The organism is Streptomyces sp. CoH27 (assembly GCF_020181035.1).
GTDB lineage: Bacteria > Actinomycetota > Actinomycetes > Streptomycetales > Streptomycetaceae > Streptomyces > Streptomyces camelliae.
The window spans coordinates 1-13,822 of record NZ_JAIQYY010000005.1; the positions used below are offsets into that span (position 1 = coordinate 1).

At 71.9% G+C, this 13,822-nt stretch carries 11 protein-coding genes; 6 read left to right on the top strand and 5 right to left on the bottom strand.

Translation table 11 applies throughout. From position 1 onward, the window contains the following. Window positions 1–122: 122 nt before the first annotated feature. The 5 genes from LE548_RS08885 to LE548_RS08905 are packed head-to-tail and all read right to left on the bottom strand — an operon-like array spanning window position 123 to window position 5,802. Window positions 123–1,433, bottom strand: a complete 1,311-nt coding sequence (locus LE548_RS08885; protein ID WP_225096126.1) for a DUF58 domain-containing protein — start codon at window positions 1,431–1,433, stop codon at window positions 123–125. Then, window positions 1,433–2,422, bottom strand: coding sequence for an AAA family ATPase (locus tag LE548_RS08890; RefSeq protein WP_374116041.1), 990 nt, complete (start codon window positions 2,420–2,422; stop codon window positions 1,433–1,435). The genes LE548_RS08885 and LE548_RS08890 overlap by 1 nt, the downstream gene beginning before the upstream one ends. Next, window positions 2,422–3,615, bottom strand: a complete 1,194-nt coding sequence (locus tag LE548_RS08895) for a DUF4350 domain-containing protein (protein ID WP_225096128.1) — start codon at window positions 3,613–3,615, stop codon at window positions 2,422–2,424. Before LE548_RS08895 ends, LE548_RS08890 begins: the two co-directional genes overlap by 1 nt. Continuing rightward, window positions 3,612–4,388, bottom strand: a complete 777-nt coding sequence (locus LE548_RS08900) for a DUF4129 domain-containing protein (RefSeq protein WP_374116042.1) — start codon at window positions 4,386–4,388, stop codon at window positions 3,612–3,614. The genes LE548_RS08895 and LE548_RS08900 overlap by 4 nt, the downstream gene beginning before the upstream one ends. A 4-nt stretch (window positions 4,389–4,392) precedes the next feature. Then, entirely contained in the window at window positions 4,393–5,802 is a 1,410-nt protein-coding gene (locus LE548_RS08905) for a hypothetical protein (RefSeq protein ID WP_225096129.1), read from the bottom strand. A gap of 140 nt (window positions 5,803–5,942) precedes the next feature. On the opposite strand from LE548_RS08905, the gene mtnA reads away from it, so the two are divergent. From mtnA to hpf, 6 genes are all read left to right on the top strand, one after another. Next, entirely contained in the window at window positions 5,943–7,085 is a 1,143-nt protein-coding gene (gene mtnA / locus LE548_RS08910) for an S-methyl-5-thioribose-1-phosphate isomerase (protein ID WP_225096130.1), read from the top strand. A 4-nt stretch (window positions 7,086–7,089) separates the two neighbouring features. Next, window positions 7,090–7,779 (top strand): two-component system response regulator MtrA, encoded by a 690-nt coding sequence (gene mtrA / locus LE548_RS08915; RefSeq protein ID WP_220784158.1) that lies wholly within the window; start codon window positions 7,090–7,092, stop codon window positions 7,777–7,779. A gap of 1 nt (window position 7,780) precedes the next feature. Further along, window positions 7,781–9,898, top strand: a complete 2,118-nt coding sequence (mtrB, locus tag LE548_RS08920; protein WP_225096131.1) for an MtrAB system histidine kinase MtrB — start codon at window positions 7,781–7,783, stop codon at window positions 9,896–9,898. Continuing rightward, the gene (locus LE548_RS08925; RefSeq protein WP_225096132.1) at window positions 9,888–11,726 is read left to right on the top strand and encodes an LpqB family beta-propeller domain-containing protein; all 1,839 of its coding nucleotides are present in this window, start codon (window positions 9,888–9,890) and stop codon (window positions 11,724–11,726) included. Before mtrB ends, LE548_RS08925 begins: the two co-directional genes overlap by 11 nt. Before the next feature lie 147 nt (window positions 11,727–11,873). Then, a complete protein-coding gene (locus tag LE548_RS08930) occupies window positions 11,874–12,791 on the top strand; it encodes a ComF family protein (RefSeq protein WP_225096133.1) in 918 nt (305 codons plus the stop codon). A gap of 311 nt (window positions 12,792–13,102) precedes the next feature. Next, window positions 13,103–13,792: a ribosome hibernation-promoting factor, HPF/YfiA family gene (gene hpf / locus LE548_RS08935; protein ID WP_225096134.1), complete on the top strand. Its 690-nt coding sequence runs from the start codon at window positions 13,103–13,105 to the stop codon at window positions 13,790–13,792. Window positions 13,793–13,822: the final 30 nt, after the last annotated feature.

Here is a 13,822-nt window from a genome sequence, read left to right on the forward strand (position 1 = left end):
GTGGGAGAGTAGGACGCCGCCGAACAATTCTTGGGAAAGGCCCACGCCGGATGGCGTGGGCCTTTCTGCATTTCAGGGGGTTTCTTTCTCACGTTCTGTGCCGACGGCGGAGCAGGCCCGTGTCAGAGCCGGCCCGCCGCCTTCAGCGCCAGGTACGCGTCAGCCAAGGCAGGCGCCAGATCTTCCGGCGTCGCATCCACCACCGTCACTCCATGACGGCGAAGCTGTTCCGCGGTGTGTCGGCGCTCGCTCTGCGCCTGAGCCGCGGCCGCGGCCTCGTACACCGCCTCCGTGTTCCCCCGGGACTCGGCCATGCGCGCGATGTGCGGGTCCGCCACCGAGGCGACCAGAACGGTGTGCCGTTGGGTGAGTTGCGGAAGCACCGGGAGCAGACCCTGTTCCACAGGGGCCGCGTCGAGTGTGGTGAGCAGGACGATCAGGGAACGGCGAGGTGCCGTACGGAGTGCTGTGGCGGTGAGACCGTGTGCGTCGGTTTCGACGAGCTCCGGTTCGAGCGGGGCCATCGCGTTCACCAGAGACGGCAGCACGTCTCCTGCCGAGGCGCCCCGGATGAGGGCACGTACGCGGCGGTCGTGGGCCAGGAGGGCCACGCGGTCGCCGGCCCGGGAGGCGAGGGCCGCGAGGAGCAGGGCGGCGTCCATGGAGGCGTCGAGGCGTGGGGCGTCGCCCACGCGGCCGGCTGAGGTCCGGCCGGTGTCGAGAACCAGCAGGATGTGCCGGTCGCGTTCGGGGCGCCAGGTGCGGACGGCGACGATGGACTGCCGGGCGGTGGCTCGCCAGTCGATCGAGCGCGTGTCGTCGCCGGGAACGTATTCGCGCAGGCTGTCGAACTCGGTTCCCTCGCCACGTGTCAGCACGCTGGTGCGTCCGTCGAGTTCACGCAATCGGGCGAGTTTCGACGGGAGATGCTTTCGGCTGGTGAACGGGGGCAGAACTCGTACAGTCCAGGGCACTTTGTGGGCGCCTTGGCGGGAGAACAGGCCGAGGGGTCCGTAGGAGCGGATCGTGACGCGATCCGCCTGGCGGTCACCACGGCGGGTCGGGCGCAGTCTGGTCGTCGCGCGCCTGCGTTCACCCGGAGGGATGATCAGACGGTGGCGGGAGGCCTCGATCTCCGTGCCGGGCTGCCAGCTGCTCGGCGGCCATGCGTCCCGCAGTTGTGCGCGCAGGGGGCGGCGGGTCGGGTTGGTGATCGTGAGGGTGACGTCGGCGGTCTCGCCGAGGCGTGTGGAGGTGTCGCCGGAGCGCGTCAGGGCGAGGCGTCGTACGGGGGCCGCGAGTGCGAAGTCGCAGGCGCAGGCCAGGGCCAGGGGGGCGTTGACCGCGAGGATGCCCATCCAGCCGGGTTCCAGGATGCCTACGGGGATGGAGCCGAGGGCCGCGAGGAGGACGGCGCGTCCGGTGAGTGCCATCAGCGGGGGACCGGGACGTGGGCGAGGATGGCGTTGATGACGGAGTCGGCCGTCACGCCTTCCATCTCGGCCTCGGGGCGCAGTTGGACGCGGTGGCGCAGGGTGGGCAGCGCGAGTGCCTTCACGTCGTCGGGGATGACGTAGTCGCGGCCCGTGAGCCATGCCCACGCGCGCGAGGTGGCGAGGAGGGCAGTGGCGCCGCGCGGGGAGACGCCGAGGATGAGGGAGGGCGACTCGCGGGTGGCGCGGCAGAGGTCGACGACGTACGCGGTGATCTCGGGGGACACGGTCGTCTTGGCGACGGCGGCGCGGGCCGCTTCGAGGTCGGCGGAGCCGGCGACGGGGCGCACGCCGGCAGCGCGCAGGTCGCGCGGATTGAAGCCGGAGGCGTGGCGGGTGAGGACGTCGATCTCGTCCTGACGCGAGGGCAGAGGGATCGTCAGTTTAAGCAGGAAGCGGTCCAGTTGGGCTTCCGGGAGGGGATAGGTGCCCTCGTACTCGACGGGGTTCTGTGTCGCGGCGACCAGGAACGGCTCGGGAAGCGGGCGGGGGGTGCCGTCGACCGTGACCTGGCGCTCCTCCATGGCTTCGAGGAGCGAGGACTGGGTCTTGGGCGGGGTGCGGTTGATCTCGTCGGCGAGAAGGAGGTTGGTGAAGACCGGGCCTTCCTGGAAGGAGAACTCGGCGGTGCGGGCGTCGTATACGAGGGATCCGGTGACGTCGCTCGGCATCAGGTCGGGGGTGAACTGGACGCGCTTGGTGTCGAGTTCGAGTGCGGAGGCGAGGGCGCGGACGAGCAGCGTTTTGGCGACTCCTGGGACTCCTTCGAGGAGGACGTGTCCGCGGCAGAGGAGGGCGACGACGAGGCCGGTCACGGCGGGGTCCTGGCCGACCACGGCTTTGGCGATCTCGGCGCGCAGGGCTTCCAGGGAGGCTCGGGCGGTGCCCGCGTCCCCGGGGGTCCTGGCGTTGTCAGTGGTCGGGTCCATCATGGACGGCGTACCTCTCTTTCGAGGGCGTCGAGTTGGTCGGTCAGTGCGATGAGGGCCGCGTCGTCGCCGGGCGGTGGCCCGAAGAGGAGGGAGTGCAGGGTCTGTCCGTTGCCGGCCAGGTGAGCGGACACGGCGGGGAGCAGGGCCTCGGGCGTCTGCGCCTGGGTGACGGGGACGCCGACGAGGGGGGCGAGCCGGGTGCGGGTGGCGGAGCGAAGAGCGGCGGCGGCGCGGTCGCGGGCGTTGGCTTTGTGATAGAGGCGGGCGCGGCCTTCGGCGGTTTCGGAGGCGCGGATCGCGACGGGGAGTCGTTCGGGCACCAGGGGGCCGAAGCGGCGGGCCCGCCAGAAGGCGGCGAGGGCGGCTGCGATGAACAGCTGGAGTGTGCCCCAGAGCCAGCCCGAGGGAAGCAGGTCGAGGAAGTTCTTCTGGTCGCGGTTGGTGGCCGAGGTGTCGGCGAGTGAGGGGAGGTACCAGATCAAATGGGGGCGGGAGCCGAGGAGTTGGATGGCGAGCGAGGCGTTGCCCTGCTTGTCGAGCCGGTTGTTGAAGAGGAAGTCGGGTGCGCCGAGGATGATGGTGTCGCCGCCCCCGGATGCCGCGGGGACGCGCAGGAGGGTGGCCAGGCGGGCGCTGGGGTAGCAGGCGTCGGCGTCGAGGTGGGTGGTGGTGTAGCGGATGCCGCCGGTGTCGGCGCTGCCCGCGCGCCGGGCCTCGGGCAGGGCGCAGTGGGGGGAGAGGGTGCTGCGGCTACTGGTGGCGGGGTCCGCGGTGACCCCGGGGGCGAGCCGTTCGACGGACCAGCTGTCGGCCGCGAGCAGGACGGTGCGTCCTCCGGAGGCCGCGGTGGCCGTGTGCAGGCGGTCCTGCTGTCGGGTCGTCAGCAGGTCGGGGACGGCGACCAGCAGGGTGGTGTCCGGGCCGGCGGCGGCGCGTGCCTCGTCGAGTGTGGTGACCACGCGCGTGGAAACGCCCCGGTCGGCGAGGAGTTGGGCGACGGCGCGGCTGCCGTAGGGGTCGGCGGAGCGTGGGTCGAGTGCGCCGTGCCGGTCCGTGGAGCGTACGGCGGCCATGGCGACGGCTGCCGCGAGAAGCAGGACGACGGCGAGTGTGATGCCTCGCGTGCGGGTCCATATCTGCCGGGCGGTGGGCGCTGTGGAGGTGGCGGGCAGGGTGGCCTGGGCGGTCACTGGACGGCCTCTTGGCGGGTGTTGTGGGCTGTGCTGCTGCTGCTGTTGGTGAGGACAGGCCTGGTGCGTTCCAGGTCGCGGTCGAGTTCGGCGATGCGCTGGTACGAATCCTGGCTCGCACTGCGCCCGCCGTATGTGACGTCGTCGAACTCCCGTGCCGCGGCTGTGAGGCGGTCTGTATGTGCGGGGAGGGTGCGGCCGGCTTCGGTGGCCGCTTCGTCGGCGGTGCGGCCGGGGCGGATGTCGAGCAGGGCTCGTTCCTCCAGAGAGCGGACGATGGCGCGCATGCGTTCCTGGACGGCCTGGTTCCAGTGGCCTTGGGCCGCGTGTGCCTCGCTGGCCGCGCGGTGTTCGGCGGCGCTGCGGGGGCGGTCGTCGAACAGGGCGGCGGCGGAGGCGGGTTGGCGGCGCGGGGTGCCCAGCCGCCACCACAGGGCGGCCAGGACGGCGACGACGACCAGGACCACCACGACCAGGCCGAGTGTGCCGCCGGGTGTCGCTGAGGCCGCCGAGTTGAGCAGCCGGTCGAGCCAGCGCCAGAACGCGTTCAGGGCGCGCTGGAACAGGCCGGGGTCGTTCTCGTGGTACATGCGCTTGGACAGCTCGCGCCGAGCCGCCTCCCGGGCGGGATCGCGCGGCATGGTCACCGGCGGCTCGTTCCCCGAGCCTCCTGCGGCGCGGACGACCGTGTCCGAAGCGCGCAGCAGGCCGTGCACGACTGTGCCGCCGATGCCGGACGGGGCCGTCGTGAGAACTCCCCCCGTGAGGCTCACCGCATCAGCTCCCCGGGACGGGACCGGGGGCGCCGGTGCTGTAGCCCTGGACACCGGCGGCGCGGGCCAGTTCGAGGTCGAGGGCCTCGCGGCGGATGCGCTGGTCGATGTAGAGGAGCACGGTGACGCCGGCGCTGATGGGGAGGGTGAGCGTGGAGCCGACCAGCGCCCCGATTCCGCGGATGATCAGGGTCGTCCAGCCGATGTGCCCGCCGTTGGCGCCGAGCAGGCCGTTCATGCCGTCACTGCTCGCGGCGGCGCCGATGAGGGTGAAGGGGATGGTGACGACCGCCGAGACGATGAGGGTGATGAGGACGGTGAGCAGCATGATGCCGAAGATGCGCCACCAGGAGCCGCGCACGAGCTTGGCCGAGCGCTTCAGGGAGGTGATGATGCCCTGCCGCTCCAGCATCAGGGCGGGGGCGGCCAGGTAGTACCGGACCAGCAGCCACAGGCCGACGACTGTGCCGCCGAGGAAGCCCAGGGAGAGGAGGGCCAGTCCGGCGTTGTCGCTGCCGCCGGCGATCAGGATGAGCAGGCCGGGCAGTGCGCCGGCGACGATCACGCCTATGAAGATCAGGGCCAGCAGGATGAGCAGACCGAGCAGCTTCAGGATCTGCGGCCGGGCATCGCGCCAGCTCTCCCGGGTGGTGACCGGTCGGCCGAGGACGGCCCGGCTGGTGATGGTGGTGAGCAGGGCGGTCGCGATGAGCATGGCGGCCGTGCGGATCACCGAGAGGATGCCGGTGCCGATCATGGTGTCGCGCAGGGCGTGGAGTGCTTCGGAGGGGCTGGCGGCGTTGGGGTCGTTGAGCGTGGTCTGGACGGTGATGTCGTTCAGCACGAAGCCTTGCAGGAGGACCATGCTGACGTTCATGACCAGGGCGACGGTCAGCGAGATGCCGAGCACCGTGCGCCAGTAGGTGCGCATGGTGGAGACGGCGCCGTCGAGGATCTCGCCGACGCCGAGCGGGCGGAGGGGGATGACACCGGGCTTGGCCGCGGGCGGGGGGCCGCCCCAGCCGCCGCCCCAGGCTCCGTAGCCGCCAGGGGTGCCGTAGCCGCCGTAGCCCGGGGGCGGGCCTGCGTAGCCACCGGGTGGGCCTGCGTAGCCGCCTCCGTAGCCGCCGGGGCCCGGCGTGCCGTGCTGCTGTCCGCCCCAGCCGGGGCCGGGCGGTGGGGGTGGCGGGGTCTGGTGCGGGCCGGGGGCACCGGCGGGCGCGGACCACTGGCCGGGTGGCGGCTGCTCCGTGGACCACTTCGTGCCTGCCCCCTGCGGGTCGGTGCCCGGTTGCGGTGCGGGTTCGGTGCCGCCAGGGCGGTCCGCGGGCTCGGCAGGGCCGGACGCGCCGGGTTCCCGCCCGTCGGACGACGGGGCGGATCCGGGCGAGGCCCAGCCCGGAGTGTCTGTCATCGAAGCTCCTTCTCGGTGCCGATCCGCTGTCGCGGCGGCAGGTTGGCAGCCATCGTGCCATGGGGTGGTCGTCCAGGGACCTGTCGCGGTGGGCGCCGGGCGCCTTCAATTGTCCGCCGGATCCGGGGCAGACTGACCGCATGGCTGATCAGCAGGCGCGAACCGACAGGGACAAGCGGCCGACCGGAATACCTGCGATCCGATGGGAGGAGCCACCCGAAGGGCCGGTACTGGTCCTTCTCGATCAGACACGGCTCCCGGCCGAGGAGGCCGAGCTGGTGTGTACGGACGCGCCGGCGCTGGTGGAGGCGATCCGTTCGTTGGCCGTGCGCGGGGCCCCGCTGCTGGGGATTGCCGGGGCGTACGGCGTCGCGCTCGCCGCCGTGCGGGGCTTCGACGTGGCCGAGGCGGCGGGGGCGCTCGCCGGTGCCCGGCCCACGGCGGTGAATCTGTCCGTCGGTGTGCGCCGGGCCCAGGCCGCGCACGAGGCGGCGCTGGCGAAGACCGGCGATCCCGCCGCGGCGGCCGCGGCGGCGCTGGCCGCCGCGCGGGCGCTGCACAGGGAGGACGCCGAGGCCAGTGCGCGGATGGCGGCGCATGGTCTGGCGCTGCTGGACGAGTTGCTGCCTGGTGGCGGACATCGGATCCTCACGCACTGCAACTCCGGTTCGCTGGTGTCGGGAGGGGAGGGCACAGCCTTCGCAGTGGCCCTCCGGGCGCATCGGGAGGGGCGGCTGCGGCGGCTGTGGGTGGACGAAACGCGTCCGTTGCTGCAAGGTGCTCGCCTGACGGCGTACGAAGCGGCCCGCAGCGGCATGGCGTACACCTTGCTCACCGACAACGCGGCAGGTTCCCTGTTCGCGGCGGGCGAGGTGGACGCGGTGCTGATCGGGGCGGATCGGATCGCGGCCGACGGTTCGGTGGCGAACAAGGTGGGGAGCTATCCGCTTGCTGTGCTGGCGCGGTACCACCATGTGCCGTTCATCGTGGTGGCGCCGATGACGACGATCGATACGGACACCCCCGACGGGGCGTCCATCGAGGTCGAGCAGCGCCCCGGCTTTGAGGTGACCGAGGTCACAGCACCCCAGGTGCCGGTGACTGGAGCAGGAGGCGGGATTCCGGTGGCACCCCTGGGGACCCAGGCGTACAACCCGGCGTTCGATGTGACGCCGCCCGAGCTGGTGACGGCGATCGTCACTGAGGAGGGAGCCGTTTCACCCGTGACGGCCGCGGCTCTGGCGGAGCTGTGTGCGAGGTCACGCCAGGTAACGATTAGCTAATGGGATGATGTCGTTTATGAAGGGACGAGTCCTTGTCGTCGACGACGACACCGCACTGGCCGAGATGCTCGGCATCGTGCTGCGTGGTGAAGGTTTTGAGCCGTCTTTCGTAGCCGACGGCGACAAGGCGCTGGCCGCTTTCCGGGAGACCAAGCCCGATCTGGTGCTGCTCGACCTGATGCTGCCCGGGCGGGACGGCATCGAGGTGTGCCGGCTGATCCGGGCCGAGTCCGGGGTGCCGATCGTGATGCTCACGGCCAAGAGCGACACCGTCGATGTCGTCGTGGGCCTGGAGTCGGGCGCCGACGACTACATCGTCAAGCCGTTCAAGCCGAAGGAGCTGGTCGCCCGGATCCGGGCGCGGCTGCGGCGGTCGGAGGAGCCCGCGCCGGAGCAGCTCACCATCGGTGACCTGGTCATCGATGTGGCCGGGCACTCGGTGAAGCGAGAAGGGCAGTCGATCGCGCTGACTCCGCTGGAGTTCGACCTGCTGGTCGCGCTCGCGCGCAAGCCGTGGCAGGTCTTCACGCGTGAGGTGCTGCTGGAGCAGGTGTGGGGGTACCGGCACGCGGCCGACACGCGGCTCGTCAATGTGCACGTCCAGCGGCTGCGTTCCAAGGTCGAGAAGGACCCGGAGCGGCCGGAGATCGTGGTGACCGTCCGTGGTGTCGGTTACAAGGCCGGACCGAGCTGACGTGCCCGGGGACAGCGCCGCTTCGGCTCCCGGCCGGTCCGGGGCCCGTCCGGGGCGGGCTGTCGACCGGAGTGCCGGTGCGCGGTTCAGGCGTCTCTTCGAGGGCGGGCTGCTCCAGGGCGGGGTCCAGGGCAGCCCGGTCCTCAGGCTGTTCCTGCGCTGGGTACGCCGTCCGCTGCTGCCGGTGATGCGGCTGTGGCGGCGCAACATCCAGCTCCGGGTCGTCGCCACGACTCTGCTGATGTCGCTGGGTGTCGTCCTGCTGCTGGGCTTCGTCGTGATCGGGCAGGTGCGCAACGGCCTGCTGGACGCGAAGGTGAAGGCCTCGCAGAGCCAGGCCACCGGCGGGTTCGCGGTGGCCAAGCAGAAGGCGGACGAGGCGGCGAGCGGGACCGCCACGGGGACGAACGCGGCGGCCGGCGCGGCTGACGGCACCTCGACAGCGGACGGGCGGCAGTCGCAGAACGTCATCCAGTGGATGAGCGATCTCGTGGAGTCGCTGTCCAGCGGCGGCGCGGGCGCCTTCGACGTGGTCACGCTGCCTGTCGGTGACGACAGCGGCGGCGGACGCAGCCCGCGCGGTTCCGGGAACGTCAACCCGACCTCCAGCGTGCCCGCGGACCTGCGCGAGCGGGTCAACAGCGGTACGACGGCCGCGCAGAGCTACACCCGGATCGTCTACTCCAACGGCAAGGAGTCGCAGCCGGCGCTGGTCATCGGCAAGCAGGTCAACGACCCCAACGGGCGACCGTACGAGCTGTACTACCTCTTCCCGCTCACGCAGGAGGAGAAGTCCCTGAGCCTGGTCAAGGGCACGCTCGCGACCGCTGGGCTGTTCGTCGTCGTGCTGCTCGGTGCCATCGCCTGGCTGGTGGTGCGCCAGGTCGTCACGCCGGTACGGATGGCGGCCGGGATCGCCGAGCGGTTGTCCGCCGGGCGGCTGCAGGAGCGGATGAAGGTCACCGGCGAGGACGACATCGCCCGTCTGGGCGAAGCCTTCAACAAGATGGCGCAGAACCTCCAGGTGAAGATCCAGCAGCTGGAGGATCTGTCGCGGATGCAGCGCCGGTTCGTGTCGGACGTCTCGCACGAGCTGCGCACACCGCTGACCACGGTCAGGATGGCGGCGGACGTCATCCATGAGGCGCGCGAGGACTTCGACCCGGTGACCGCGCGGTCGGCCGAGCTGCTCGCGGACCAGCTGGACCGGTTCGAGTCGCTGCTCGCGGATCTGCTGGAGATCAGCCGTTTCGACGCGGGCGCGGCGGCGCTGGAGGCCGAGCCGATAGACCTCAGGGAGGTCGTCCGGCGGGTGGTCAGCGGTGCCGAGCCGCTCGCGGAGCGCAAGGGCACGCACATACGCGTGGTCGGCGATCAGCAGCCCGTCGTCGCCGAGGCGGACGCCCGCCGGGTGGAGCGCGTGCTGCGCAACCTCGTGGTCAACGCCGTCGAGCACGGCGAGGGCAAGGACGTCATCGTCAAGCTCGCCGCGGCAGGCGGCGCGGTGGCCGTCGCCGTGCGCGACTACGGCGTCGGACTCAAGCCGGGCGAGGCGACGCGCGTCTTCAGCCGCTTCTGGCGGGCGGACCCGGCACGCGCCCGTACCACCGGTGGTACGGGCCTGGGGCTGTCCATCGCCCTGGAGGACGCGCGGCTGCACGGCGGCTGGCTGCAGGCCTGGGGTGAGCCGGGCGGTGGCTCGCAGTTCCGGCTGACGCTGCCGAGGACCGCCGACGAGCCGCTGCGGGGTTCGCCGATACCGCTGGAGCCCAAGGACTCGCGTCGCAACCGCGGCGTCGACGAGGCCGGCCTGCCCCGCGGGGGCGAGGAGAAGCGGGCCACCGTTCCGGTGCAGCCGGGCGGCGCCCAGGCGCCCGCGCTGCCGCCACGCGCGCCGATCGCGCCGCGGCTGGCCGGTGTCACCCCGGCCGCCGACCCGGCCGCCCTGCCCGGCAACGGCAACGGCGCGCGCGTGGTGCCCCGGCCCGCCGGCGGCCCACGGCAACCGGACGACAGGGCCGCGGCAGGCCCGGCGGCCGGCGCTGACGCGGCCCGGCCGGACGCGGCGGCGGCACCACAGGACTCGACCGAGCCAGGGGAGGCAATTCGTGGGCGCTGACCGCAAGGGGGGCGCCCGGGGGCGACTCGGGCGCGCGGGGGCGTACGCCGCTTTGGGGGTCGTCCTGCTGGCGGGGTGCGCCTCGATGCCCGACAACGGCGATCTGCGGAACGTGGAGTCCACCCCGCGGCAGGACACCGGGGTACGGGTGTTCGCCATGCCGCCGGCCGAGGGCGCCGGGCCGGCCGAGATCATGCAGGGCTTCCTGGAGGCGCTGACCAGCGACGACCCGGACTACGACACGGCCCGCAAGTACCTGACGGACGAGGCCGCGCGCGCGTGGCGGCCCGAGCGGTCGACCACGGTCCTCGCGAACGGGCCGAGCATCGAGCCCGACTGCCGCCCGATCGGGAAGCCGGATCCGACCAATGGCGTCACCTGTGTGCTGGCGGGCACCCAGGTCGCGACCGTGGACTCGCATCAGGCCTACCAGCCGCTGGGCGGCTCCTACAGCAAGAAGGTGCACCTCGCGCGGAGCGCCAAGACCGGGCAGTGGCGCATCGACGGGCTGCCGGACGGCGTCGTCATGGGCAAGTCGGACTTCCAGCGCAACTACACGTCGGTCGACAAGTACTACTTCGCCTCCGACACGACGGTCGGGGCGACGGGACAGCCGGTGGCGGTCGCCGACCCGGTGTTCGTGCGCAGCAAGGTGGACCCGATGACGCAGATGGTCCGCTCGCTGCTGGACGGTCCGACCAGCTGGCTCGGCCCGGTCGTCAGGTCCAGTTTTCCGACCGGTGCGGCCTTGCAGAAGGACGTGTCGGGGCTGGCGCCGGACGACCAGAACAAGCTGACGGTGCCGTTGAACCTCAAGGAGTCCCAGGTCGCGCCGAGCAGGTGCACCGAGATGGCGACGCAGGTGCTGTTCACGCTGCGGAACCTGGCGCCGACGCTGCAGTCGGTCGAGCTGGAGGGCGTCGGCGGCCACCGGCTGTGCGATCTGAGCGAGGAGCGCGCCGAGTCCGCCGCCTGGCACGGGTCGGCCAAGAACCCCGAGTACCTGTACTTCCTCGACGGCAAGCACCGGTTGGTGCGGATGCCGACGGGGAGCACGGGCACCGGCGCGCTGCCGGTGCCGGGTGCGTTCGGTGAGGGCGACAAGGGCCTTGAATCGGTGGCGGTGTCGCGGGACGAGCACAGCGCGGCCGGGGTCGGCGATTCCGGCAAGTCGCTGTACGTGACGTCGCTGGCGTCGGGCAGTTCGCTCGGCAACGCGCTGGTGACCAGCGCGGGCGCCACCCCGGCCGACCGGCTGACGACGCCGAGCTGGGACGCCCGCGGTGACCTGTGGGTGGCCGACCGCGACCAGCACGGTTCCCGGCTGTACGTCGTGGCGCAGGGCAGCGCCAAGGCGCAGGAGGTCGCGGTCCCGGATCTGGCCGGGCAGATCAAGGACGCCCGGGTGGCGGCCGACGGGGTACGGATCGCGCTGGTCGTGGAGAAGGACGGCAAGCAGTCCCTGCTCATCGGCCGGATCCAGCGCGACGACGGCACCGGGCAGGGCACCTCGGTGGTCGAACTGCGCTCCGCCGCCCCGGATCTGGAGCAGGTCAGCGCCCTGTCGTGGGCCGGTGACAGCAGGCTGCTCGCGGTCGGCAGGGAACAGGGCGGCGTGCTGCAGATGCGGTACGTCCAGGTCGACGGCTCCACGCTCGACGGTCCGGCGCCCGGCGCGCTCACCGGCGTCAAGGCGATCGCCGCGTCCGAGGACGAGCGGGTGCCGCTGGTGGCCTACTCGGAGGACGACGGGGTCGTACGGCTGCCGTCCGGGGCGCAGTGGCAGAAGGTGGACAAGGACGGAACGGCACCGGTCTATCCAGGCTGAGCGGTGCGCCGCCGGTCGGCTTCCCCCTCTTTCCTGAGGCTGCGTTCACTCGTGTGGGTTACCGGCGTTCTGTGGTTCCCCGACTTATCCACAGGGCGTTGTCCACAGGGGTGGCAGGGCGGCTCGGGGGTTGGCACAGTGGTGGGCATGCGGGGGTGGTGGCGAGACCTCACCGACCTGGTGCTGCCGGCCGACTGCGCGGGCTGCGGAGCGCCTCGTACGGTGCTCTGCCCGCGGTGCCGGGCCGCACTGGACGGGCGCGCGCCGCGGCGGGTGCGGCCGGTGCCGGAGCCGGCCGGGCTGCCGGTGGTGTACGCGGCGGCTCCGTACGCGACGGAAGTACGGGAGTTGCTGCTCGCCCACAAGGAGCGGGGCGCGCTGCCCCTCGCGGGGGCGCTGGGCGCGGCCTTGGCGGGGGCCGTGCGGGCCGGACTCGGCGGGAGCGGTGCCGGGGTCGGTGTCGGTCCAGGTGCGGGAGGGGCTGACGGCGGGCCGGGTGACGCCTGGGACAGCGGGACCGTGGTGCTCGTCCCCGTGCCCTCCGCCCGGTGGGCCGTGCGGGCGCGAGGACACGATCCGGTGCGGCGGATGGCGCTCGCGGCGGCCGGTGAGCTGCGGCGCACCGGGACGCCGGCCCGGGTGGCGGCCGTGCTGCGCCAGCGGCGGCCGGTGGCCGACCAGGCCGGGCTCGACGCTCGACGCCGCCTGGAGAACCTCTCGGGCGCGCTGGAGGTGACGGCGGGCGGTGGCCGGCTGCTGGTCGACGCCGGACGGATCGTGCTCGTCGACGACCTGATCACCACGGGCGCCAGCCTCGCCGAGGCGGCGCGGGCCCTGCGGGAGACGGCCCTGCCGCGTCCGGAGGAGGGACGCGGAGTGAGAACGTCCGTGTACGCGGACGTAACTCGGGAAGGAAGGGAAGAACGACGGAGCGGAACGCGGTTGGGCGACGGGAAGTGGGTGCATGGTGCACCGGAAAAGACGGTGTCGAAGGCCCTCGGGTACGCGTTCCGTGCGGCGGTGGTCGCCGCGCCTCGGGATTCTTTCGAAATAAACAGGAACTGACCGCCGACCTGCATCGTTGCAGGTAGTGAGAGGGGAAATTCACCTGAACGGAGGTACGCCGCGGTAGAGGGTGACGACATCCGTCCGGGCGAGATATGTTCGGTTGTGAGGAAAGGCGCAGGCCACACCTCTCATATCCGAATGCCGTGGTGCGGGTTTTCCGCAATCGCCCGCGCCCATGGGGTGGAGATCTTGCCCATGGGGGAGAAGGAGGTGAAGTCACCGAGTCCGAGGTCCGGGGCTCACCGGACCTGGTGCAAAAGGGAGATGCTCCGCCGACCGAGCGGAGCGATCCGGGAACGGAGTTCTGCGTGGACATCGTCGTCAAGGGCCGCAAGACCGAGGTGCCCGAGCGGTTCCGCAAGCACGTGGCCGAGAAGCTGAACCTGGAGAAGATCCAGAAGCTCGATGGCAAGGTGATCAGCCTCGACGTCGAGGTGTCCAAGGAGCCCAACCCCCGACAGGCCGACCGCTGTGACCGAGTGGAGATCACCCTCCGCTCCCGCGGTCCGGTGATCCGGGCGGAAGCGGCGGCCAGCGACCCGTACGCGGCACTCGACCTGGCGGCGGAGAAGCTGGACGCCCGGCTGCGCAAGCAGCACGACAAGCGTTTCTCACGGCGCGGCCCGCGCCGGATCTCGGCGGCCGAGGTCCCCGACCACGTCCCGGGCGTGGCGACGCTGAACGGCAACGGTCTGCCCGTCCATGAAGAAGAGGCGGACGGGGTACCGACGAAGAAGATCGGCTCGCTGGAGGTCAAGGGGGAGGGCCCCCTCGTCGTCCGCGAGAAGACCCACGTGGCCGCACCGATGACCCTCGACCAGGCCCTCTACGAGATGGAGCTGGTCGGGCACGACTTCTACCTTTTCGTCGACGCCGAGACGAAGCAGCCGAGTGTCGTCTACCGGCGCCACGCCTACGACTACGGCGTGATCCATCTCGACCAGGACCAGATGGTCGCTGAGGCACCCCCCGCGGCGGGGGGCACGCTGGGCGGCTGAGCCACCCGGAAGAAGCGGAACCGGTGCCCC

Excerpts from the sequence above, each read along its gene's own strand:
- LE548_RS08930 (WP_225096133.1), top strand. The coding sequence starts at position 11,874 with ATGCGGGGGTGGTGGCGAGACCTCACCGACCTGGTGCTGCCGGCCGAC.
- LE548_RS08905 (WP_225096129.1), bottom strand. The coding sequence starts at position 5,802 with ATGACAGACACTCCGGGCTGGGCCTCGCCCGGATCCGCCCCGTCGTCC.
- LE548_RS08885 (WP_225096126.1), bottom strand. The coding sequence starts at position 1,433 with ATGGCACTCACCGGACGCGCCGTCCTCCTCGCGGCCCTCGGCTCCATC.
- mtrA (WP_220784158.1), top strand. The coding sequence starts at position 7,090 with ATGATGTCGTTTATGAAGGGACGAGTCCTTGTCGTCGACGACGACACC.
- mtnA (WP_225096130.1), top strand. The coding sequence starts at position 5,943 with ATGGCTGATCAGCAGGCGCGAACCGACAGGGACAAGCGGCCGACCGGA.
- LE548_RS08890 (WP_374116041.1), bottom strand. The coding sequence starts at position 2,422 with ATGGACCCGACCACTGACAACGCCAGGACCCCCGGGGACGCGGGCACC.